Source organism: Gallaecimonas pentaromativorans (assembly GCF_003751625.1).
Taxonomy (GTDB): Bacteria; Pseudomonadota; Gammaproteobacteria; order Enterobacterales; family Gallaecimonadaceae; genus Gallaecimonas; species Gallaecimonas pentaromativorans.
In genome coordinates this window covers 53,962-75,139 of sequence record NZ_RJUL01000008.1, presented here as the reverse complement: position 1 = coordinate 75,139, position 21,178 = coordinate 53,962, and the positions used below count along the sequence as shown (strand labels likewise).

21 protein-coding genes and 1 pseudogene are annotated in these 21,178 nt (G+C 58.7%); 7 read left to right on the top strand and 15 right to left on the bottom strand.

Going from position 1 to position 21,178, the window contains the following annotated elements; all coding sequences use genetic code 11:
* Positions 1-68 precede the first annotated feature (68 nt).
* Positions 69-473, top strand: coding sequence for an NINE protein (locus EDC28_RS14935; protein ID WP_050659244.1), 405 nt, complete (start codon positions 69-71; stop codon positions 471-473).
* Positions 474-515: 42 nt separating this feature from the next.
* Here EDC28_RS14935 and speD read toward each other — a convergent pair whose 3' ends face one another.
* Positions 516-1,328 (bottom strand): adenosylmethionine decarboxylase, encoded by an 813-nt coding sequence (gene speD, locus EDC28_RS14930; RefSeq protein ID WP_050659243.1) that lies wholly within the window; start codon positions 1,326-1,328, stop codon positions 516-518.
* A 241-nt stretch (positions 1,329-1,569) separates the two neighbouring features.
* Positions 1,570-1,977, bottom strand: a complete 408-nt coding sequence (locus tag EDC28_RS14925; protein ID WP_123422148.1) for an OsmC family protein — start codon at positions 1,975-1,977, stop codon at positions 1,570-1,572.
* 150 nt (positions 1,978-2,127) lie between these two features.
* Here EDC28_RS14925 and crp point away from each other — a divergent pair, with 150 nt between their 5' ends.
* Positions 2,128-2,763 (top strand): cAMP-activated global transcriptional regulator CRP, encoded by a 636-nt coding sequence (gene crp, locus EDC28_RS14920; protein ID WP_050659241.1) that lies wholly within the window; start codon positions 2,128-2,130, stop codon positions 2,761-2,763.
* Here the strand turns inward: crp and EDC28_RS14915 are convergent.
* Genes EDC28_RS14915 through EDC28_RS14900 form a run of 4 tightly spaced genes read right to left on the bottom strand, consistent with a single transcriptional unit; the run spans position 2,748 to position 8,411 of the window.
* Positions 2,748-4,637 (bottom strand): tRNA(Met) cytidine acetyltransferase TmcA domain-containing protein, encoded by a 1,890-nt coding sequence (locus EDC28_RS14915; protein ID WP_123422147.1) that lies wholly within the window; start codon positions 4,635-4,637, stop codon positions 2,748-2,750. The two genes, crp and EDC28_RS14915, sit on opposite strands and share 16 nt — an antisense overlap.
* Positions 4,634-6,577 carry a transglutaminase TgpA family protein gene (locus EDC28_RS14910; protein ID WP_123422146.1) on the bottom strand — a complete coding sequence of 648 codons (1,944 nt, stop codon included), beginning with the start codon at positions 6,575-6,577 and terminating at the stop codon, positions 4,634-4,636. Before EDC28_RS14910 ends, EDC28_RS14915 begins: the two co-directional genes overlap by 4 nt.
* Positions 6,574-7,509, bottom strand: a complete 936-nt coding sequence (locus tag EDC28_RS14905) for a DUF58 domain-containing protein (RefSeq protein WP_050659238.1) — start codon at positions 7,507-7,509, stop codon at positions 6,574-6,576. Before EDC28_RS14905 ends, EDC28_RS14910 begins: the two co-directional genes overlap by 4 nt.
* Entirely contained in the window at positions 7,506-8,411 is a 906-nt protein-coding gene (locus tag EDC28_RS14900) for an AAA family ATPase (protein ID WP_050659237.1), read from the bottom strand. The genes EDC28_RS14905 and EDC28_RS14900 overlap by 4 nt, the downstream gene beginning before the upstream one ends.
* A 109-nt stretch (positions 8,412-8,520) precedes the next feature.
* Between EDC28_RS14900 and EDC28_RS14895 the strand changes: the two genes are divergently transcribed.
* Positions 8,521-9,261: a substrate-binding periplasmic protein gene (locus EDC28_RS14895; RefSeq protein WP_050659236.1), complete on the top strand. Its 741-nt coding sequence runs from the start codon at positions 8,521-8,523 to the stop codon at positions 9,259-9,261.
* A gap of 42 nt (positions 9,262-9,303) precedes the next feature.
* Here the strand turns inward: EDC28_RS14895 and EDC28_RS14890 are convergent, their stop codons facing one another.
* The 5 genes from EDC28_RS14890 to EDC28_RS14870 form a co-directional block, all read right to left on the bottom strand.
* On the bottom strand, positions 9,304-10,179 hold the full coding sequence (locus EDC28_RS14890) for a DUF1338 domain-containing protein (RefSeq protein WP_336391548.1): 876 nt from the start codon (positions 10,177-10,179) through the stop codon (positions 9,304-9,306).
* The gene (astD, locus tag EDC28_RS14885; protein ID WP_123422145.1) at positions 10,179-11,639 is read right to left on the bottom strand and encodes a succinylglutamate-semialdehyde dehydrogenase; all 1,461 of its coding nucleotides are present in this window, start codon (positions 11,637-11,639) and stop codon (positions 10,179-10,181) included. Before astD ends, EDC28_RS14890 begins: the two co-directional genes overlap by 1 nt.
* 3 nt (positions 11,640-11,642) lie before the next feature.
* On the bottom strand, positions 11,643-12,668 hold the full coding sequence (gene astA, locus EDC28_RS14880; protein WP_050659233.1) for an arginine N-succinyltransferase: 1,026 nt from the start codon (positions 12,666-12,668) through the stop codon (positions 11,643-11,645).
* Between the two features lie 60 nt (positions 12,669-12,728).
* Positions 12,729-13,946, bottom strand: a complete 1,218-nt coding sequence (locus EDC28_RS14875; protein WP_198174011.1) for an aspartate aminotransferase family protein — start codon at positions 13,944-13,946, stop codon at positions 12,729-12,731.
* A 226-nt stretch (positions 13,947-14,172) separates the two neighbouring features.
* Entirely contained in the window at positions 14,173-14,736 is a 564-nt protein-coding gene (locus EDC28_RS14870; RefSeq protein ID WP_123422144.1) for an anthranilate synthase component II, read from the bottom strand.
* 164 nt (positions 14,737-14,900) lie between these two features.
* Between EDC28_RS14870 and EDC28_RS14865 the strand changes: the two genes are divergently transcribed.
* A complete protein-coding gene (locus tag EDC28_RS14865) occupies positions 14,901-15,149 on the top strand; it encodes a hypothetical protein (RefSeq protein ID WP_211355744.1) in 249 nt (82 codons plus the stop codon).
* Between the two features lie 201 nt (positions 15,150-15,350).
* Here the strand turns inward: EDC28_RS14865 and EDC28_RS20025 are convergent, their stop codons facing one another.
* Complete coding sequence (locus EDC28_RS20025; protein ID WP_148049861.1) at positions 15,351-15,740, bottom strand: hypothetical protein; 390 nt, start codon at positions 15,738-15,740, stop codon at positions 15,351-15,353.
* A gap of 181 nt (positions 15,741-15,921) precedes the next feature.
* On the opposite strand from EDC28_RS20025, the pseudogene EDC28_RS14860 reads away from it, so the two are divergent.
* Both EDC28_RS14860 and EDC28_RS14850 read left to right on the top strand, forming a co-directional pair.
* A pseudogene (locus tag EDC28_RS14860) lies at positions 15,922-16,497 on the top strand (IS630 family transposase); the annotation flags it as partial.
* A gap of 276 nt (positions 16,498-16,773) precedes the next feature.
* Positions 16,774-17,730, top strand: a complete 957-nt coding sequence (locus EDC28_RS14850) for a transposase (protein ID WP_123422141.1) — start codon at positions 16,774-16,776, stop codon at positions 17,728-17,730.
* Between the two features lie 296 nt (positions 17,731-18,026).
* Here the strand turns inward: EDC28_RS14850 and EDC28_RS14845 are convergent, their stop codons facing one another.
* Complete coding sequence (locus tag EDC28_RS14845; protein ID WP_008482778.1) at positions 18,027-18,521, bottom strand: Lrp/AsnC family transcriptional regulator; 495 nt, start codon at positions 18,519-18,521, stop codon at positions 18,027-18,029.
* A 94-nt stretch (positions 18,522-18,615) separates the two neighbouring features.
* Here EDC28_RS14845 and EDC28_RS14840 point away from each other — a divergent pair, with 94 nt between their 5' ends.
* Positions 18,616-19,785 (top strand): MFS transporter, encoded by a 1,170-nt coding sequence (locus EDC28_RS14840; RefSeq protein ID WP_123422140.1) that lies wholly within the window; start codon positions 18,616-18,618, stop codon positions 19,783-19,785.
* 85 nt (positions 19,786-19,870) lie between these two features.
* Here the strand turns inward: EDC28_RS14840 and EDC28_RS14835 are convergent, their stop codons facing one another.
* Positions 19,871-20,668 (bottom strand): DUF4198 domain-containing protein, encoded by a 798-nt coding sequence (locus EDC28_RS14835; RefSeq protein ID WP_123422139.1) that lies wholly within the window; start codon positions 20,666-20,668, stop codon positions 19,871-19,873.
* Positions 20,669-20,670: 2 nt separating this feature from the next.
* Positions 20,671-21,171: a DUF2271 domain-containing protein gene (locus tag EDC28_RS14830; RefSeq protein ID WP_123422138.1), complete on the bottom strand. Its 501-nt coding sequence runs from the start codon at positions 21,169-21,171 to the stop codon at positions 20,671-20,673.
* Between the last annotated feature and the right edge of the window lie 7 nt (positions 21,172-21,178).

The window sequence follows — 21,178 nt, the reverse complement described above, 5'->3', positions numbered from 1 at the left end:
CATTTTTTTTCGTGAAGTTGTCAGGCTGGCCTGGCACTCTTTAGCAAAAGGTAAAAAGGGGCCCTTTTATGCAACATGGCGATACCCATTCAAAACTCTTTGGCTACTTGCTGTGGCTGTTTGGCTTTACTGGTTCACACCGCTTTTACTACGGCAAACCCATTACCGGCACCATCTGGTTCTTTACCCTGGGGCTGTTTTTTGTGGGCTGGATCATCGACTTATTCCTTATCCCGGCCATGGACAGGGAAGCCGACCAGCGCTTCACCCCAGGCCCCATCGACTACAACATCGCCTGGCTGCTGCTGACCTTTCTCGGGGTATTTGGCATTCACCGCTTCTACCAGGGCAAAATCATCACCGGCCTGATTTACCTGCTGACCGGCGGCCTGTTCCTGGTGGGAGTGCTGTATGACTTTTGGACCTTAAACGAACAAATCTCGATGAAAAACGGCATCTTCGGGCGCCGCTGAGCGAACCGGCCCATAAAAAAGGCCCCTTGCGGGGCCTTCTTTTTATTTTACGTCCGGGATGTTGCGGCCGTAGTAGATCTCCTGCATCTCTTTCCAGAGCTTTTCGGTGATCTCTTCGACTTCGTGACCGGTGAGGTCGTTCTTGCTGACCCCGAACAGGTAATGGTCCAGATCGTACTCTTTGAGCATCATCTTGGTATGGAAGATGTTCTCTTGGTACATGTTCACATCCACCATCTGGTAATGACTCTTGGTGTCTTCAGACAGGAAGTTCTGGATGGAGTTGATCTCGTGGTCGATGTAGTGCTTGGTGCCACGCACGTCGCGGGTAAAGCCGCGAACCCGATAGTCGACGGTGACGATGTCGGACTCCAGGGCGTGGATCAGGTAGTTCAGCGCCTTAAGCGGGGAGATCACACCACAGGTAGACACTTCGATATCGGCACGGAAGGTACAGATGCCGTCATCGGGGTGCACTTCCGGGTAGGTGTGTACACAAATATGGGATTTATTCAGGTGCGCCACCACGGAAGAGTCCGACGGGATAGGGCCGGGCTTTTCAGAGGTATCGACCTGCTGGGAGTCCTTGAGAGGCTCTTCTGACACCAGGATGGTGACGGAGGCGCCTTGGGGATCGTAGTCCTGACGAGCCACATTGAGGATGTTGGCACCGATAATGTCGCAGACTTCGGTCAGGATGTCGGTCAGACGATCCGCGTTGTACTGCTCATCGATGTACTCGATGTACTCCTGACGCTGCTGTTCCGTCTTGGCATAGCAGATGTCGTAAAGACAGAAACTGAGGCTCTTGGTCAGATTATTAAAGCCATGCAGCTTGAGCTTGGACTCTTCCACTTATCGGGTTCCTCACCTACCTGGCCGCAAAGCGACCTTGCGTTAACACTGGTTGCATCCCCGATGGACACAACGCACACCTTGCCGACTTAGCGGCAGACAGAGCCATTGCTGGTCTGCATGTCGAGACGCTAAAGCATTGAAGCGCCTTGATATGCATTCGCTTGCGCGATAACAACGACGCCGCGACCAGCCTTAGGGCCAGTCACGGTGTAACGCACCAAGATTGCTTGATGCCAGGTTACGGCAGGTCGACTATGCGGTAGCTGTGGCGGACATTGGCCGCCTTTTCCAGCATCTTCGACACCGAACAGTATTTTTCCATGGACAGGTTAACGGCACGCTCAACGTGCTTTTCCTGTACCCCACGGCCGGTGATAACAAACACCAGCTCAATGTCAGTGAATACCCGAGGGTGGTCGTCGGCGCGCAGGCCTTTGATTTCCACTTCGCAGTCGGTAACGTCCTGGCGGGCCTTTTGCAAAATGGACACTACATCCACCGAGCTGCAACCACCTATGGCCAGCAGGATCATTTCCATGGGGCTGGGAGCCGAACCGGGGTTGTCGCCGTCCATCACCAGGTCGTGGCCACTGCCACTGGTGCCGACAAAGCGCATACCTTCAAGCCAGCGGACCTTCGCTTCCATTACTGCTACCCGAGCACTCACAAAAAGTGGGCGCCACGATACCACAACGAAATGCCATTTAAAGGATCAATTTATGCTTGATGCCCCACGTCGACCCTGCCAAAGTGTGATAACGTCCATAAATTCAATGGGTAGAAGTGAGGCAAAACCATGGCAATCCTTGGTCGCATTCCAAACGACCCCGTGCTTGAACGGTTTCTCTCCCACTGCCACGTCAAACAGTACGGTGCCAAGGCACCCATCATCCATGCCGGCGAAAAGGCCGATACCCTTTACTACGTGGTAAAGGGCTCAGTGGTAGTACTGATCAAGGATGATGAAGGCAAAGAGATGATCCTGTCCTACCTCAACCAGGGGGACTTTTTCGGGGAATTGGGGCTTTTTGAAGAAGAACCTGTGCGTACCGCCTGGGTAAGAACCAAAAGCCAATGCCAGATAGCCGAAATGAGCTATCAAAAATTTCGCCAGATCATTCAGCAGGACCCCGAGATCCTGTTAAAACTCAGCGCCCAGATGGCCAAGCGCATTCGCTCCACCAGCCGTAAGGTGGGCGACCTGGCTTTCTTGGATGTGGCGGGCCGTATCGCCCAAACCTTGCTGAATCTCGCCAAGCAACCGGACGCCATGACCCACCCTGACGGCATGCAAATCAAAATTACCCGCCAGGAGATTGGTCAGATTGTCGGCTGTTCCCGCGAAACCGTAGGCCGGGTGCTGAAAATGCTTGAAGAACAGAGCCTTATTCACGCGCGCGGCAAAACCATCGTCGTTTACGGTACCCGCTGAGCCACCCACTCTCGAACCTCTGCCAGGACCGCCTTGCGCGGTCCTAGCGCCTCCCAGGCCATCCCGGCCAACCATCGCCGCACCAGCAACGGGCACTGGCCCTCACTGGCCGCTTGCCAGGCCAGCTTCCAAAGGGGTAGCTGCAAGGTATCGAGGTTGGCGCCGCCCGCCACCAGCCGGGCCAAGTCGCGTTTGTCCCAGTCACTGAGCGCCACAGCTTCGGCCCCTTGGTAAAGGCGATTGATAAGCTCGGCTGGCAAGCCGGGCTGCCAGGGCAGAATTTCGGTAAAACGGGCCCTGGCTTTGGCCACCAAAGCTTGGCTTTTGTCTTCAAGGCCCTTGGCCATCATCACCGACGGTAAACCCGAGGCGGCATCAATGCTGCTGCCAAGGCGCAGCGCCTGCCAGCCGGAGCGCTGCCAGAACCGGCACAGCTCTTCATCGGCGGCAAAGCTCACCAGCAGCAGCTTGGCGCGCCGTTCCAGCTCTTCCAGTAGCCAGCTGCCAAGGCCCTGGCGGCGATTGAGCACAGCGATGCGCATTACCCGCTGCCCCTCAAAGGCCGGCGCTTCTTTTATACCCAGATGTGCGCTCAGCGACTGCAACACCAAGTGCCCTTTGAGGCGCCGTTTGCCCAGGTACACCGCCTCGCAAAGGGCCGGGTCCAGGCCGCCCTCGGCCACCAGTGCCATCACCCCTTGCACCTGGTCCTGGCAGGTGGCCACGGCAAAGGTCACCTTGTCGTCGGTCAGCCAATGCTGGATATCCGAAGGGGCGGTCTGGTAGTGAGCGCTGACCAAAAGCCCCATCACCGCCTTTAACCAGGCCGGGCGCGCCACCAATTCGCTACCACTGAGCCAATGCAGGGCCACCGGGCCGGCGGCGATGGGGTCGGGCTCGGCGTCCAACAGCAGCATCTGGTTGATGTCCCGCTCTACCGGGCAACCGGCGGCCCAGCGCACCGGCTCACTCAGATGCACAGTTTGGGTGCCGGGATAGAGCGCCTTGAGCCTGGGTAAAAAGCGCAGGGCAAAGCCGCGCCCCGAGCCCTCGTAACCATGCAAGGTGGTCGACAGCACCAGCCGTTTGTAGTGGCTGGCTATCCGGTCCAGCAAGCCGGTAGGAATGGCCGCCGCTTCGTCCACCAGCAGCAGCGCCGCCTCAGGTTGCTCGGCCAGGAGCCGGTCAGGCGGATAAAAGGCGATGGTCTGCCCCTGCCAATAAAGGGCCTGGCCGCGGCGCTCGGCGCCGTCCAGTACCCGCTCGGCAAAGGCAAAAAGCGGCGCCAGCGCCTCAAAGCGCGGCGCCGTCACCCATACCGGGCCGCGCCCGGCCTTGAGGGCTTCTGCGGCCAGCAGCCCTAGGGTGGCGGTTTTGCCCCGCCCCCGGTCGGCGGTCATCACCAGTGGCCGGCCGCGATGGCCGGTCAGTACCTTAAGCCCCGCCGCCAGCGCGATTTGCTGATCGTCGCTCAGCCCGTTAAGGGGCACGTGCTGGCTTGTCCCTTTTGGCGTGCGCCCGGCCAACACCGCCGCCAGCCAGGCGCCCAGCGGGCTTTGGGCCGCCAATATCTCTAGTGGCGGGCTAAGCAGCACCAGCACACCGCCGCCGCGCAAACAGCCTGCCAGGGCGCCAAGGGCATCGAGGTGAATGCCCTGGTGCCAGTCCACCACCAGCAGCTCGCATTCCTGGCCCAGGTAATGGCGGGCGTCTTTGGGGGCGATGCCGTCGGCGCCGAGCCACAAGCTTGACGCGACGCTCTCAACCATGGCCCGGGCCTTGGCTTGGCTCTGCTCGGGCTCGCCGGTCAGCAGCAACAAGCGGCGCTGCCAGCTTTGGGCCGCTTCGGCCTTTAAAGTATTGAAATCATTCATGTGGGCATTTTCACCGATCGGGGCAGCGCCCGCACCCGCCTTTTCAGCTCGCGCACCAGCGCCGGCTCGGCCTGGGCGTAACGCAGCCGCTGATAAAGGCCGGTGATGTGGTTCCAGTGGGCCGCCAGTGGCGGATAGGCTGCCGCTACCCGCAGCGCATAGGCTTCGGCCCCCTCCCCCGGCAGCCTCTCAAGGCCAATGCGTTTGCAGCCTTTAAGGTACAGGCGGCTGACTTCTGCCAAGGGCTGGCGCCGGTCGCGATGGGTCAACCAGTGCATCAGCAGCAAGGCCCCCAGCAGCAGGCCGCCAAACAACAATGCTGCCGGTAGCCAGTCGCTGGTGCCCAGTAGCCACGACAGCAGCTGCTCACGCTGGCCGCTGCCGTAGTTAAGCACCCAGCGGTTCCAGCGGTAATCCATCAAGGCGGCCTGGTAACGCAGCCACTTCATGGCCGGTTGCTGTTTGAGTTGCCACAGCCAGCCACCGCCAGCGCTGAAGGCCGGGTTGCTGGCAAGACCGCTCAGCCCCTGGCTCAGACGAGTCGGCGCCACCTGGGCGGTGGGGTCAAACCGGGTCCAGCCAGCAGGTGGCAACCAGGCCTCTACCCAGGCGTGGGCATCGTATTGATAAAGGGCGTAAAAGCCGGCCTCAGGCACGTATTGCCCCCCTTGATACCCGGCTACCACCCGAGCCGGGACGCCGGCGGCGCGCAGCATAAACGCCAGGGCCGAGGCGTAGTGGCCGCAAAAGCCGGTTTGGGTATCAAACAGGAACTGGTCTACAGCGTCTGCTCCCAAGGGCGGCGGCGACAGACTGTAGCGGAACACCGGGTTGGCAAAGTAGCGGTTCATGGCCTGGGCCAAGGCGCCATCACTTGGGTACTGGCGGCGAAGGGACAGCGCCAATTGGCGGGCCCTGGGATTGCCGCTTTGGGGCAAGCGCTGGTCAAAGGCCAGCACTGCGTCGCTGTCTTTATCGCGCAAAGGCGTACCCTGGCGCAGCTTAAGCTGGGTAGTTTTGGCCAGCGGTTCTTTACTCAGCACCCGCCGGTCGCTGGTGTAAACCAGCCCGCTAGAGAGCGGCCTACTGCCATCTAGCACTGGCAGCCAGGGTTTACTGGATGGCGACATCATCAGGGTCCAGTCCCGGCCCTGGCCTGGGTTTGGGCTGCTGGCCCGCTCTTCTTCGGCTTTTCGAAAATCGGCCTGGCGCCAGGCCCGGCCGTCGAAGGCCTCCAACGTCAGGGCTCGCCAGTAAAGGCTGCTACCGGCTGGCCGCCAGGGCAACTCGGCCCGAAAGGCCAGTTCGGTCGATTGTGCCAGGGAGGAAAAATCCCCCGGACTCATCACATCGGAAAGCCCGGTGGTGCCAGACTGAGCATCCGGCATCTGCCACAGCGGCGAGAGCCGGGGCAGCAGCAGAAACAGCAGCAGGGTCAGCGGCAGGCTGGCCAGGCTCATCCGGCCCATGCCCTTAAGCAAGCGGGGCCAGGGCAAGGTGTTTTGCAGGCTCAGCAGCACCGACAGCTGCACCAGGGCTGCCAGCAGTAAATACAGCGCCATGGCCATGGACTGGTATCGCACCAGGTTGGTGGCCAGCAAAAAGGTGCCGAACAGCACCAGGGCGAACAGGTCCCGCGGCGCTTTTATCTCCAGCACCTTGAGGCTGTAACCCAGCACCAGCAAAGACACCATGGCCAGGTACACCCCTTTGCCGGGCAGGCTGATACCAAGGGCAACGGCGCCGCCCACCGCCAGCGCCACCAGCAGCCAGCGCGGCGGCTGGCCAAAGCGGCCCAGGCAAATGCCGCTGCACCAGGCAAGGCAAAACAGGTTTACCGCCACCAGCACCAGCCCGACTCTGTCCCAAGTGGGCAGCACCGCCATTAACTGCGAGACGATCAGCAGCACCAGGGTACGCCGGGGCAAATACCACCTCATGCCGGCTCTCCATAACAAGCAAGGGCTTCCAGGCAGCGCCGGCAGTGGCCATGGCCGCTGCCGAGGTTGATTTTCACGCCGCCCAAATCCAGGCCGTACTGGGCCTGCCGCTGGTCGCTGTCCAGCACCAGCCAGGCCAGCCGAGCCAGGCGCTGCTCAAGGGTGGCGCCTTTTATTTCACTTAGGCGCAGCCAGCGACTGTCTTGCTCGGGGCGGGCAAATTCCTTGGACCACATGCCCCGGCCCTGGGCCAGTTGCTTCCAGGCCACCCGCTTGAGGGGGTCGCCTGGTTGGTAATTTTTAAGGCCCTGCCAGTCGTCCTCGCCATGGTGCTGGCCCTGCACCGCGCCTTTATCGAGATCCACCCCCAGGCCCCGCTGCCAGGGCTCCGGGCGTGGATAGAGCAGCAGTTCCTGGTCTAAATCGGGGTAGCTCCAGGCCCGAAACAGCCCCAGCGGAAAGCGGCAAGCTACCGTCAACCGCCCCGGCCGGTGGCGACCCCTTACCCCCGGCGGCGCCAAGAGCACCAGCCTTTTCAGGCCATCCACATCACTTTTGCGCACCGGCCCCTGGCCATAGCAAAACTCCAGTCCCCAATGGCCCTTGCCATCGGCTTGCAGGTCAAGGCGAAGGTCGTCTCCCGCCACCTGAGGCTCAAGCGCCAGGCGATGCAGGGTCAAACCGGCCAGGTTGCGGTGGGTAAAGTACATGGAGGTGGTAAAGAGGCTTATCAGGAAGAAGGCCAGCAGCAGCACCAGGTTGTTCTGGTAATTGGTGCCCAGCAGGAAAATGGCCATCACCAGTGCCAAAAAGGCGTAACCAAAGGCCGTGGGCAGGATATAGATGTTGGCGTTACCCAGGCGGCACTGGCTGGCAGCCGGTTGCCTTTTTGCCAAAAACCGCGCCAGCAACCATTGGCGCCAGCCGGTCATGACAGCACCGGATCCACAGCGCCCAGCACCAGGCTGGCGTAGGCTTGCTGGCCGCCCTGCACCACCGGGCTCAACCGGTGTTCGGCCACCGCCGGGAAGATGGCCTGAATATCCTCTGGCAGCACGTAATCGCGCCCGGCCAGAAAGGCCCAGGCCTTGGCTGCCGCCAGCAGCGCCTTGCCGGCCCGAGGGGAGAGCGGCCTTGGCACATCAGGAAGCTCTCGCGAGGCCTTAAGCAACGACAGCAGGTAATCGAGGAGATCGTCCGAAGCGCTAACCGCCGCCACCTTGGCCTGCAACTGGGCAAGGGTTTTGTCATCCAGCAGCGGCGCCAGGGTCTGGTGCGCCAGGGCCTCGCCTTTTAACAGCCGCTTCTCGGCATCCCTTGGCGGAAAGCCCAGGGTAATGCGCATGGTAAAGCGGTCCAGTTGCGACTCGGGCAGCGGGTAGGTGCCGGCCTGCTCCACCGGGTTTTGGGTGGCGATAACAAAAAAGGGTTTGGGCAGCTCGTAGGTGCGGCCATCCACGCTCACCTGCCCTTCGGCCATGGCTTCGAGGAGCGCGCTTTGGGTTTTGGGGCTGGCTCGGTTGATTTCATCGGCCAACAGCACCTGGCTAAACAAAGGGCCGGGCTGGAAGTCAAAATGGCCTTGGTCCTGGCGAAAAATCGACACCCCAATCAAATCGGCCGGCAGCATGTCGGAGGTAAATTGCACCCGGTGATACTCGAGCCCCAATGTCGCGGCCAGGGCGTGAGACAAAGTGGTTTTGCCGGTACCGGGCAAGTCTTCAATCAGCAGGTGGCCGCCGCTTAGCAAACAGCACAGCGCCAGGCGCACCGGCTCGTCTTTGCCCAGCAACACACCGTTGAGTTGGCTCAGGATTTGATTGGAAGGGGACACGCAAGCTACCTCTTTTTGTTTTCTTAAGCCTACGTCTTTAAAAGCAAAGTACCAAGCGACAGCGCTATCGCCTAAGATAAAGCTGACCAGCGGCTCTAGGAGTACACCAATGAAAAGTAAGATCTTTCCCCTGGTACTACTGATGGCGGCCGGCGTAGCCCAGGCCGCCGAATTGCGTCTGAGGGGGCCAGACGATTATCCCTTTACCGGCACGCCCGGCACCGACCATCCCGGCTTCTTCGTGGAGGCAACCGAGGCGATATTAGCCAGCCATGGCGAGCAAACCGATTACAAGATGGTTCCCTGGAACGCCATGATCGCCGGTGGCGAAAGCGGCCTCTATGACTGCCTGCTGGGTATTCATACCTCGGAAGCGCCGGATCTCAACTTCACCTCCGAGGCCTGGACCGTGATGTCGCCGCACCTTTTTGTGCGCACCGAAGATCCCCTCAAGTACGAAGACTTAAGCAGCTTTCAAAGCCGCCGGGTGGGGGTGATCAAGGGCTCACGGATGGAAGCGGCGCTGGAGCCGCTGAAAAAATTCAAGCCCGGCCAACTTAAGGCAATCTCCGACAACGCTGGCATGGACGAGTTGGTGCGCCAGCTGCGCTTCGGTGAAATCGACGTTATCGCCTCGCCGCAGCGGGAGATGCTCAACTACATCAAAACCCACGATCTCGGTAAGCTGTTCCGTGACGCTGGCGCCTTCACCAAACCGGTGCCGCTCTACGTGGCCTGCTCCAACAAACGCAATGGCCCCGAGCTGGTCGAGTGGCTCAATCAGGGCCGCATGGAGCTGATGCGCTCCGGCAAGTGGCGGGAGCTGAAGAAAAAATACGACGTGGAGTAACAAAAAAGGCCGCTCAAAGCGGCCTTTTTCTTGCCTGAGGAATCAGGCGTTGCACTGCACCTTGGCGTTGGTGCTTTCAAAAATCTTGTCGGCACTGGCCGCCACAAAGCCGGTGTAGAGCTTACCGTCTGCCAGGGGGTAGCGGCGGGCAAACTCGTAGAAGCAGCTGGGGATGGCAACCTTGCCATCGGTGAAGCTCACCTCGGCCTTGTCGGCCATGGTGGAAGACTGCTCCAGGCACACTTCGGGGCTGCCTTTTATTTCGCCACCGGAGGTGTTGAGGGTGAAACCGGCATCTTTAAGCGCCTGGTTCACCGATTCGAGGGTCTCGAAGTTGCTCAAGTGGTTAACCGACACCGTGAAATGGTTGGCGCGGTAGCCGTAGGCCGCCATCCAGGCCGCGTACTCGCTCTCGGCCAGCAGGGCTTCATAATCGCTGTGAGACACCTGCCAGTGGGTGCCGGAGTAGAGGAAGTCGTCGGCACTTACCGCGCCTGCGTCCACCTGCTCGACCATCTTGTGCACCAGGGCCTGCAGCGCCGGGCTGCATTTTTCTACCAAAAGCTCGGAGATAAACACCTTGGGCTGGGTGTCGTCCGGATGCTCGAAGTGCTTGGCGTAGAGCTTCTTGGCTTCGAAGTGGTATTCGCCTTTTTCTTCGTAGCCCAGGGCCAGGAAGTGGGCGGCCAATTTATCCAGGCCAACCTTGCCGATGTTGAAGGTACGAAAAGCGACGTGGTCGTTGATGATGTCGTCGCCCTGCTCGGAGCTGGCCAGCAGCTGATGCACCTTCTTGGCGCTGGGGGTAACCTCCAGGTAGTTATTCCAGAGGCACTCAAATAGGGTATTGATGTCCTTGTGCATACGAACCTCTTCTCGTTGTAAAAACGGCAGCTCTAGGCTGCCGTTTATTGTCATTACAGGCTCAGGCCGGGGGCCAGAGTGGCTGGGGCGCTGACTGCCTCCGCTTCCACGCTGGCAACAGGGTAAGCACAGTAATCGGCTGCATAGTAGGCGCTGGGCCTGTGGTTGCCGGAGGCGCCCACGCCACCGAAGGGCGCGGCACCGGAGGCACCGGTAGTCTGCTTGTTCCAGTTGACAATACCAGCACGAATACGACGGAAAAAGTAGTCCCAGTCGGCGCGGCTATCGGCCAACAGCCCGGCAGACAAGCCGTAGCGGGTGTTGTTGGCCTGCTCAATGGCGGCATCGAAATCGCTGTAACGAATGAGCTGCAGCAGCGGCCCGAAGTATTCTTCATCAGGCAGGTCACTGATCGCCGTAACGTCGATAAGGCCCGGGCTCACTCGGCCGGTACCGGCTTGCAGGTGTTTGAGCTCCACCAGCACCTCGCCGCCCAGGGCCTTGAGGTTGTCCTGGGCCGCTACCATGCCAAGGGCCGCTTTTTCGGAGATAAGCGGGCCCATAAAGGGCTGCTCTTCATCGAACTGGCCGCCGACCTTGATGGCGTTAACGGCAGTAACCAGGGCGCTGACCAACTCATCGCCCTTGGCGCCCTTGGGCACGAACAGGCGGCGGGCACAAGTGCAGCGCTGGCCGGTGGAGATATAACCCGATTGCAAGATCTCGTGCACGGCGCCCTTGATATCGGCCACGTCGCGCACCAGCAGCGGGTTGTTGCCGCCCATTTCCAGGGCCAGAATTTTCTCCGGGCGGCCACCAAACTGCTTGTGCAGCAGTTGGCCGGTGTTGGACGAGCCGGTAAAGAACAGGCCGTCGATACCCGCGTGGCCCGCCAGAGCCTTGCCGGTTTCAAGCTCCCCTTGCACCAGGTTGATAACCCCGGCCGGCAGGCCAGCGGCTTGCCACAGTTTCAAGGTATGCTCGGCAGTTTTCGGGGTCAGCTCGGAAGGCTTGAACACCACGGTGTTACCGGCAATCAGCGCTGGCACCATGTGGCCGTTGGGCAGGTGGCCAGGGAAGTTATAGGGGCCAAACACCGCTACCACGCCATGGGGCTTGTGGCGGATATAGGCGCGGCCACCGGCCACGTCGTTTTCCACCAGGCCGGTGCGCTCTTCATAAGCGCGGGTAGAGATGGCGATTTTGCCAATCATGGCCGCCACTTCGGTCTGGGTTTCCCAGAACGGCTTGCCGGTTTCTTCGGCGATGGTGCGGGCCAGGGCCTCTTTGTTGGCCTTAAGCTGCTCGCCAAAGGCATTGATGATGGCCAGGCGCGCTTCAACCGATTGGTCAGCCCAGGCCACAAAGGCGCTGCGGGCGGCAGCCACGGCAGCGTCCACCTGCGCTGGGCAGGCAGCTTGGCCTTCCCAGATGGTTTGGCCATCGGCGGGGTTGAGGGAACGCAAAGCCTGGCCTTCGCCGGCCAGCCATTGGCCGTTAATCAATTGGCTCATGGGTTACTCCTTCTCAAAGGCAATGGCGCGCACCCAGTCACCGGCTTTGACGCCCAGGGCGTCGGCGGTGGCCTGGTCGATCACCAGGTCGCCTTTACGGTGGCAGGCCTGGGCCAGGGTGCAGCGAAATTGCTGAATATGGGTGGTGGCGATCATGGTCTGCACGCCTTCAGAGGCGTCGCCAATGGCCACTTCCAGCCGCTCGCTTTCACGAATGGCCTTGATATGGTCGATGTCGCACTCGACAGTGGGGCCGGCGTCAAAGACATCCACATAACCGCGCCAGCGAAAGCCCTCAGCTTTCAAAAGCTTAAGGGCCGGGCGGGTTTTGTCGTGCACCTGGCCAATTACGGCTTGGGCGGCCTGGGGCAGCATGTCCACATAGATGGGGTGGCGCGGCATCAGCTCGGCGATAAAGGTCTTCTTGCCAAGGCCGGAAAGGTAATCGGCCTGGGGGAATTCCATGTCGAAAAAGTGCTCTTGCAGCCAGCTCCAGAACGGCGATTTGCCTTGCGCGTCAGAGACGCCGCGCATCTCGGCGATCACCACATCCGAGAAGCGGTCGCGAAACTCGGCCAGGAACATAAAGCGGCATTTCGAGAGCAGCTTGCCGTTGTAACCCTGGCGGTGGCTCTCGCTCAAAAACAAGGTGCACAGCTCTGAAACCCCGGAGTAGTCGTTACACAAACTCAGGGTTTTCAGCTCTTTATGCACCCCAAGGGAGGGCGATGAATGCACCGCGCTGCCCAGATGGTAGTGCCAGAAGGCGTCGGTCTGGCCGACCCTCGCTTCCAAAGCGGTAGTGCCCACCACTTCGCCGGTGTCGGTGTCTTCCAGCACCAGCAGGTAACCTTGCTCGCCGGACTGGCACTGGCTGTCACTCAGGGCAAAGGAGGCTTCTGAATGGGCGATCTTCGCCGCCAGCCGTTCTTCGTTGACCGGCAGTGAGGTAAAGCCAACGCCGGATTCTTCGGCGATGCGCAGCAGAGCGACCAGATCTCGGCTGGTAATAGGACGGATAACCAGCATAGATGGCTCCTAAGATTGGTGTGAGTCACAAGGGCGGCGCAGCGCGCCGCCCAAGTCGGCTCAGGCGCCGACCACCTTGGCCACGGCGCGCTCGAAGCGGGCCATACCTTCCTTGATGTCTTCTTCGCTAATCACCAGCGACGGGGCAAAACGCACCACATCCATGCCGGCCACCAGCACCATCAGCTGCTGATCAACGGCGGCGGTCAGGAAATCGCGGGCGCGGCCTTGGTATTGGTCGTTCAGTACGGCGCCCAGCAACATGCCCATGCCTCGCACTTCTTTGAAGACGTTGTACTTGGCGTTGATGGCTTCGAGGTGCTCGCGGAACCAGGCTTCGCGCTGCTTCACGCCGCTCAGCACTTCCGGGGTGTTCACCACGTCCAGTACCGCTTCGGCAACGGCGCAGGCCAGGGGGTTACCACCGTAGGTAGAACCGTGGGTGCCCACTTTCAGGCTGGCCGCAATTTTGGCGGTGGTCAGCATGGCGCCGATGGGGAAGCCGCCGCCCAGGGATTTGGCAGAGGTGAGGATGTCCGGGGTCACGCCGTATTTTTGGTAGGCGTACAGGTGGCCGGAGCGGCCCATACCGGTTTGCACTTCATCGAACACCAGCAAAGCGTTGTGTTTGTCACACAAGGCGCGCACCCCTTCGATAAAGGCTTGTTCGGCGGGGATGATGCCGCCCTCGCCTTGCATCGGCTCCATGATCACGGCGCAGGTTTTGTCGCTGATAAGCGCCTCTAGACCGGCCAAGTCGTTAAAATCCAGGTGGTCGATGGCGCCAGGCTTGGGCCCGAAACCGTCGGAGTAAGCCGCTTGGCCACCCACAGTCACAGTGAAGAAAGTGCGGCCGTGGAAGGACTTGTTGAAGGAGATGATCTGGTCTTTGCCTTCACCGAAGTGGTCCAGGGCGTAACGGCGGGCCAGTTTGAAGGCCGCTTCGTTGGCCTCGGCGCCGGAGTTGGCAAAGTAGATGCGCTCGGCGAAGGTGGCATCGGTCAATTTCTTGGCCAGGCGCAGGGCCGGCTCATTGGTCATAACGTTGGACAGGTGCCAGAGCTTCTCGCCCTGCTCCTTCAGTGCGCCTACCAGCGCCGGGTGGCAATGGCCCAGCACGTTAACGGCGATGCCGCCGGCGAAATCCACAAACTCTTTGCCTTCCTGGTCCCATACCCGGGCACCTTTACCACGAACAGGAATGATGGCCGCCGGGTTGTAGTTGGGGACCATCACTTCATCGAACGTGGCACGACTGACAGACATTTGCTCGGACATATTGATTCTCCAATGGGTTGCGCCAGCGAGGGGAGAGAGAGTGTAAAAGGCTTGCCCCCGCGGGCCGGGCAGGACGGTGGCCTGATTATTTCAAAGGACTCAGGCACTGTCTTGGGCGTCTTACCCTTAGATAACTGGCCTGCCCGATTGTCGCAAAAAATTTTGCTTATCCAAGATAATGAAACATTAGCCAGGCTAATTTGCTAACAAGTCGGCAAAAATGCCCTTAAAGGGCCAGGAAGTTGGCCAGCAGTTCGTGGCCGGCTTCGGTGAGGATGGCTTCGGGGTGAAATTGCACGCCGTGCAGTGGTAGCTCCCGGTGGGCAAAGCCCATAACTAGGCCCTCTTCGGTCCAGGCATTGGCCCGCAGCGGCGCCGGCAGGCTTTGCGCCTCAACCAGCAAGGAGTGGTAGCGGGTCACAGTAAGGGGATTGGGCAACCCGGCAAAGAGGCCACTGTTGTCATGGTCGATTCGCGAGGTTTTGCCGTGCATCACCTTGGGCGCCCGCACCACCTGCCCGCCCAAGGCCTGGGCGATAGCTTGGTGGCCAAGGCATACCCCCAGCACCGGCAGCCGGCTCATAAAATGCTCGATAGCCGCCAGGGAAATACCCGCCTCATTTGGCGAGCAGGGGCCGGGGGAGATAACCAACCGCTTCGGGCCCATGGCCTCCAGCTCGCGCAAGGTTGCCGCATCGTTCCGCACCACCCCCACCTGCTGCCCCAGCTCCTGGAAATACTGCACCAGGTTGTAGGTAAAGGAGTCGTAGTTGTCGATAACCAGCAGCATGGGCGCCTACCTCAAGAGGGGCGCCCATGCTACCACCGGCATTGCCTGCGAAAAAGACGCCCTGGGGTGCCCTGTCATTAACGGCCTGATTTATTGCAAAGCCACTTCGAAGGTCAGGGTCAGTAACCCAGTTTAAAGACAGCCCCAAGGGCATTCCCTTTGCATTGGCTGATTACCTGGCGCTGGTGGATTGGGCCGGTCGGGCACAACGAGAAGATAAACGCGGCTTTATCACCCCAGAAATCCCCGCCATCTTGGAACGCTTAGGCCTGGATGCCGACAGCTTCCTTATTGCCCTGGGCCAGCACCAGCTTTCCCGTGGCTCGGTGATTGGCCACAAACAGGCGCAAAGTGCTTACGCCAAAGCCCATCATCGACGGCATGTAGTCGGCCCACCGATAAAAGCCGCTTAATCCCCTCACAGCACCACACTCACAGACCCTCAGTACCCGCTGACAATCTCGCTCGCCTTGAATTTGCGTTTTTAACGATAAAACGCGGTATCAGCGTGAAAAAACATCTTCATGGCTGATTAATACCGCACTGTCGATGCAATGCGAAAAGTGGATTTTTGGTTACTCAGAAGATGGATGTCCCCTGTTATCTTTATCTCCCTAAATCACATTACCGTTTTCATCATACCAAATGATCCCAGGAAGAGTACCAATAAGATAAAATATCAATTCCGGATCATCCTCATCCACTATATTTCTTGGCCAAAGAGAACGTATCTTCCCAACTATAACTTCAGGACTATCATTCCAAATTGCATTCTCATCATCAATAGTTAATGAAGGCTTTGGATTGTCAGGAGAGCTGTAGCAATCAGCTCCGAACCTTATAAACTTCACTTTCTCAGACAGAAGTAATTCATATATGCATTTGAAAAAAAGATCCTCCTTCTGAGATAGAGTTGCATGAGGATTGTGTCCACATACTGAACTAAATAATGTATTTAAAGCCCCCCCCACGGAGTCAGAAATTATATTTTTTAAACAACTCATTTTTCACCTTTAGTAAATTTAAAGTAATAGAGGACACCCATCCCATCATGGCGAAATTGCCTCGTGAAAACTAAATAACTGTTCCGAATAGTAGATCACTCAAGGAAGGGAACCCGGGTCCGTTTGTGCGATCAGATCTGTCGCCAAACAAAAACCTACCGCCGGACACCGGGTTCTCGCCATGCTACCACTACTCAACGCCACCGAACGACGTGAACTGACCTCGCGTCTCCATCACACCTTAGACAAGGCCCTCTGCCGCAGGCTCAACGCCATTCTCTTGTTGGATAAGGGGCATTCCGTGTCCTCCACCGCCGCGCTCTTGGCCGCTGGACGTTCATCGGTGCGTCGCTGGTTGGATTGGTATCAAGAAGCAGGCCTGGATGGGTTGGAAAGCTTGCAGGCGGGACGCCGTCGGCGTTTGCCCTACGCGCATATCACCGCCTTGCTCAAGGCCTTGACCGCGCTCACGCCAACGGACTTCGGCTACCAACGTTCGCGTTGGAGCACCGAACTCTTGGCTATGGAAATCAATAGGATGCTCAATAGCACTCTGTGCGCATCCACCGTCCGCCGCTGGCTGCCTCGTATCGGCATTGTCTGGCGCCGGGCCGCGCCAACGTTGCATATCAAAGATCCCTATAAAGCCGAGAAGATGCAGGCTATCGAACAGGCCCTTAGCCAGTGCAGCCACAAGCATCCGGTGTTCTTTGAAGATGAAGTGGATATCCACCTCAACCCGAAAATGGGAGCGGACAAGTAATAGAGGACACCCACCCCATCATGGCGAAATTGCCTCGCAAAAACTAGCCTTGAAAGACCCCTCTCTTGATAAAGGCTCTGGCCATGACCCGTCCTCGTGCTGAACTGGTGTCGGTGAACGACACGCCCTACTACCACTGCATTGGTCGCTGTGTTCGCCGCGCCTTTCTCTGTGGCAATAGAAGTAATAGAGGACACCCACCCCATCATGGCGAAATTGCCTCGCAAAAACTAGCCTTGAAAGACCCCTCTCTTGATAAAGGCTCTGGCCATGACCCGTCCTCGTGCTGAACTGGTGTCGGTGAACGACACGCCCTACTACCACTGCATTGGTCGCTGTGTTCGCCGCGCCTTTCTCTGTGGCAAAGACACTGTCACCGGCCAGGATTTCAGTCACCGCAAGGCGTGGGTGATGGAGCGGCTAAAGGTATTGCAATCAGTCTTTACCATCGAGCTTTGTGCCTATGCGGTGATGTCCAATCATTACCACTTGGTGGTGCATGTGGATGCCAAAGCGGCAGCGGTGTTAGACGATGACGCGGTAATGGCCCGTTGGGAGCTGCTGTTTGCTTTACCACTGCTCATCAGCCGCTATCGGGCGGGTAAGTTAACTTGTGAGGCTGAGCGGATTGTGGCGCGGTCACATATCGATACGTTGCGGCAGCGGCTCTGTGACCTGTCCTGGTTTATGCGCTGTTTGAACGAGCACATTGCCCGCAAGGCCAATGAAGAAGACAAGTGTAAAGGCCGGTTTTGGGAGGCGCGGTTTAAGTCGCAAGCCATTTTGGATGAAGCCGGTTTACTGGCTTGCATGGCGTATGTGGACCTTAATCCCCTTCGAGCCAAGATAGTGGATACCCCGGAAGCCTCAGCCGATGTGTCACTCTCAGCACGGCTTAATAGTGACGACGGAACAAAGCCTGCACTACTGCCTTTTGTCACCCAGTTTAAAGACAGCCCCAAGGGCATTCCCTTTGCGTTGGCCGATTACCTGGCCTTGGTGGATTGGACAGGCCGCGCACAACGAGAAGACAAGCGCGGCTTCATCACCCCAGAAACACCTGCCATTTTGGAACGCTTAGGCCTTGATGCCGACAGCTTCCTTATCGCCCTGGGCCAGCACCAGCTTTCCCGAGGCTCTGTGATTGGCCAAAAACAGGCTCAAAGTGCCTATGCCAAAGCCCATCATCGACGGCACGTGGTCGGCCCACCAATAAAAGCCGCTTAATCCCCTCACAGCGCCACGCTCACAGACCTTCGGCCCCCGCTGACAATCTCGCTCGACTTGGATTTGTGTTTTCAACAACAAAACGCGGTGTCAGCGCGAAGCAAACACCCTCAAGGCTGATTAATGCCGCACTGTCGATGCAATGCGAAAACTGGACTTTTAGTTACTCAGAAGATGGATGTCCTTTATTACCTTAGTACCCGAGCAAGGGGCGCTATTGTCACCGAAGCCCACCGCTAATGAAATAGTCCAAGCAGCCTCGTCTTCTCACCGCCACTAAGCGTGATCGAAGGCCATCAGTCAGGTATTGGGCCGCGTTCGAGAAAAGTAGAAAGCGCGATATAGCTTCGTACCGACCGCACCCCTTCCAAGCGTTGTACCTCCATCAGAAAGGCTTCCAATGATTCTGTGTCGTTGGCACGCACCTTTATCATCACACTCGAGTCGCCGGCGACGCTGTGGATCTCCTCCACATCAGGCCTGACGTTGAATGCCAGAAGTTCACGGGTTGCCGCATAGCTACTGGTATCAACCAGAACAAAGGTCAACAAGGTACGGCCTAGCTTGCATCCATCGAGGCGAGCAACGGTGCCGGTGATCACTTCATCCCGTTTGAGTCTTTTCACCCGGTCATGAACGGCAGCGGTAGACAAATGCACTGACTGGCTCAGTTCGGCATAACTCTGGGATGCATCCTTTGCCAGCTCCCTTAATATTTTTCGGTCAATGTCATCCAGTTCCACCGGTTTGTGGCGTCTTTGCCGAACCTCATCTCTTTCTTTATCTGACATCAAAACACCTCCTTCACAGCAGAACCTTATTCTGGATAATTCGAAAAATACAGAATTTGGTTAGCTTAAATTAAGTTTCTATTGGAGGTTATTCATGCCCATTGCTCTATTGGCTTTAGCGGTAGGCGCTTTCGGTATCGGCATGACGGAGTTCGTCATCGCCGGCATCCTACCCCAGGTAGCATCGGGATTCGGCATCGACATTCCTCAGGCTGGAATGATGGCTACCGTCTATGCCTTGGGTGTATTTGTGGGAGCCCCCTTGTTGACGGTGCTCGGTTCCAGGGTGCCACGTAAGAAGATGCTCATTGGTCTGGCAACCCTTTTCACCCTTGGCAACATCATCACCGCGATAGCCCCGACCTTGACTGTCGCATTAGCCGGGCGGCTATTGACATCCTTCAACCATGGCGCCTTTTTTGGTATCGGCTCTATCATTGCCGCATCTTTGGTGGCCCCCAACCGCCAGGCCAGTGCCATTGCCTTGATGTTTTCAGGGCTGACGCTGGCGAATCTGGTGGGTGTGCCGGTGGGTACCTGGTTGGCTCAGGTAGCAGGCTGGCGGTTGGTTTTTTGGATCATTGCCGGTATCGGCCTACTGACCATACTGGGCGTGCTACTGATGGTTCCGAATATCAAAAATGGCGAACGATTCTCGGTAAAAATAGAGTTGAGTGCCTTCACCGATCCGCAGGTGCTACTGACCATGGGCATTACGGTGCTTGGCCCTGCAGCCTTCTTCACCTCTATTACATACATTGCTCCCATGATGATGGAGCAGGCTGGCTTTAGTGAAAGTGGCATCGCCAAACTAATGATCTTGTTCGGTTTGGGCCTGGTGGTGGGTAACAGCATTGGTGGTCGCTTTGCTGACCGGGCGCTGTTTAAAACACTCTACATTTCGCTGGCTGCACAGGCTGCGGTACTGTTTGCGTTTTGGCTTTGGGCCGACAACCCAGTTGTGGCCTCCTTGTCCATCTTCCTAATGGCCGCCTTTGGCTTTTCTACGGTTTCCCCAATTCAGAAATTGGTCATGGACAGGGCCAACAAGGCAGGCGCTCCGACCATGGCGGCCTCAGTCAATATCGGCATGTTCAACCTTGGTAACGCTCTTGGCGCCTGGGCTGGCGGCGCCACCATCGCGGCTGGCTTTGGCCTGGCTTCCCCTAACTGGGCCGGTGCCCTGCTGTCCCTCGGCGCTTTGCTGCTGGCCCTGCTCGCCGGTTGGATAACGAAGCGTGAGCGAACGGCCTGCCTGGCATAATCGAGCAACAGGCACGGCACTGGGCCATAGATAGGCCAGGCTCAGCAGATGAAAAAGGCGCCCTTAGGCGCCTTTTTTATCGGCCTTATTGCAAACCCACTTCGAAGGTCAGGGTGAGGTTATCGCGGCGGCGGTCGGCTTTGATGCCGTCGGCTTTACCTTGCAGGCCGGTTTCCAGCAGGTAGCGGCCGGCAACGCTTGGGGTCAGGGTGAGTTTGCCTTTGGCGTCGGTGACCAGGTGCTGGCGGCCTGGGTCGTTACGGTACAGCTCGCCGCCGTGAGACAAGGTGACTTCCAGCTTGGGAACGGGTTTACCGTCCAGGGTGAAGGTGAAGGTCACCGGCTCTTTTTCAACGATGTCGGCAGGGTGTTTGCTTAAGGTAACTTCCAGGCCATGGCCGGTGGCCTTGAGAGGAGCGTCGGTGGGGCCGTTGACGGTGACAAAGGCCAGGGCCTTGCCGACAACCTGCATGGTCTGCACCTCGGTTGCGTCTTTTGGCAGCTTGGCCTTGGCTTGTTGCTTATCTAGGAACAGGCGTTTGCGCTCGTCGCCTTCTTTATAGAAGGTCATGTAACGGGGCGCCCCGGACAGCTCCAGGCGGTAGGTGCCGTCGGTTTTCAGCAGCGCCTCGGCCAGGGACTGGCGTTTGCCCTGGTAGTGGGAGGCAATGGTTTGTTGCTTGCCGTCGGGGCCGAACAGTTTGAGGTTGTCGGCGCTGACCGGTTTGTCGACCACGAAGGTCATGTTGCCGGCGGTGACGGTGACCTCAATCCAGGTGTTGTCACTGGAGAGAGTGTATTGGCTTGGCATCACCCAAACGGTGTGGGCACTGGCGGCGGCGCTGACAAAGGCAAAGCCGGCCAAGAGGTGGCGCAGTTTCATGGTTAGTTGCTCCTTGCAGGATAAGAGAGGGTGACCGGGCCAAGCTCGGGCTTGGCGGCCAGGGTTTTGGTGAATGCCTGGCCGGCAAAATGCAGCTTCTCGCTGAGGATGCTGCGCCCGCCGTGCTCGCGGGCTGCCTCAAAAAAGATGCTGTAGTCGCCGTCGGGCAGCAGTTGGCCGCTGTCGTCTTTACCGTCCCATCTCAGCTGGTAGTTGCCGGGCAGGCGGGTGGCGCTGCTGAGTGCGTCCACCAGTTGGCTGTCGCGGCGGCCGACCTTGCGCCAAAAGGCGCGCAGATCCTTGAGCCAGTCGTCTTCGCCGCGCCACAGCGCCAGGGTGCGCACCGGCTTGCCGTTGGCATCCTCAATCCAGGCGGCCACATAGGGGCGTTGGTATTCGTGGGTGTCGATGCTGGGCACGCCGAGGCTGATATCCAGGCTTGGCGTGGCGGCCAGCGGCAAACTGCTGCACAGCAGCACGGGCAATAACAGGCCCTTGACCATAAGAGGC